We start from the raw sequence: 596 nt of genomic DNA on the forward strand, positions 1-596 counted from the left end.
TCTTCCGTTGCCGGAACCTGACGCCAGTAAGGTTCGCCGATGAGCATCACACCACCGGGCTTAAGGCTTTCCGCCAGCAACCTGAGCGTCCCGGCAACGCCACCTGCAATCCATGTCGCGCCGACACACGCCGCCACATCGCATTTTTCGTCTGCGACGTAACCCGCCGCGTCATTATGCACAAAATGAACGCGTTCACTGACACCGAGCTCTTCTGCTCGTAACTTGGCCTGCGTAGTAAAAAGTGGGCTCATATCGATGCCTGTACCGGTAATACCGTAATCACGTGCCCAGGTGCAAAGCATCTCACCCGAGCCGCTGCCCAAATCAAGAACGCGCATGCCTGGTTTCATGCGCAACACGCGGCCCAGCGTGGCGTATTTTTCCGGCGTGAACGGGTTATGAATGCGGTGTTCGCTTTCACTGATAGTAAAAATACGTGGAATATCCATTAATTTTCTCCTTTTGTAAGCTGCGTATTCAGGGAACGCCCTTCCGGGGATTTTGATTTTTCTGCTAGCAGAGCAAAGAGCTTGCCCTCAAAAGTCTCGCTGACCGGCCACTCGCTACTGTCCGGGTGTGATAGTATTTTGAAG

General features: G+C 53.5%; 1 protein-coding gene. It reads right to left on the bottom strand.

Annotated elements, in window-relative coordinates:
- Positions 1 to 452, bottom strand: a 452-nt coding sequence (locus ACLJRE_RS23830; protein ID WP_410957611.1) for an SAM-dependent methyltransferase, incomplete at its 3' end; no start/stop codon positions are given.
- Between the last annotated feature and the right edge of the window lie 144 nt (positions 453 to 596).

This window comes from Salmonella sp. SAL04157, assembly GCF_046551635.1.
Lineage (GTDB): Bacteria > Pseudomonadota > Gammaproteobacteria > Enterobacterales > Enterobacteriaceae > Salmonella > Salmonella enterica.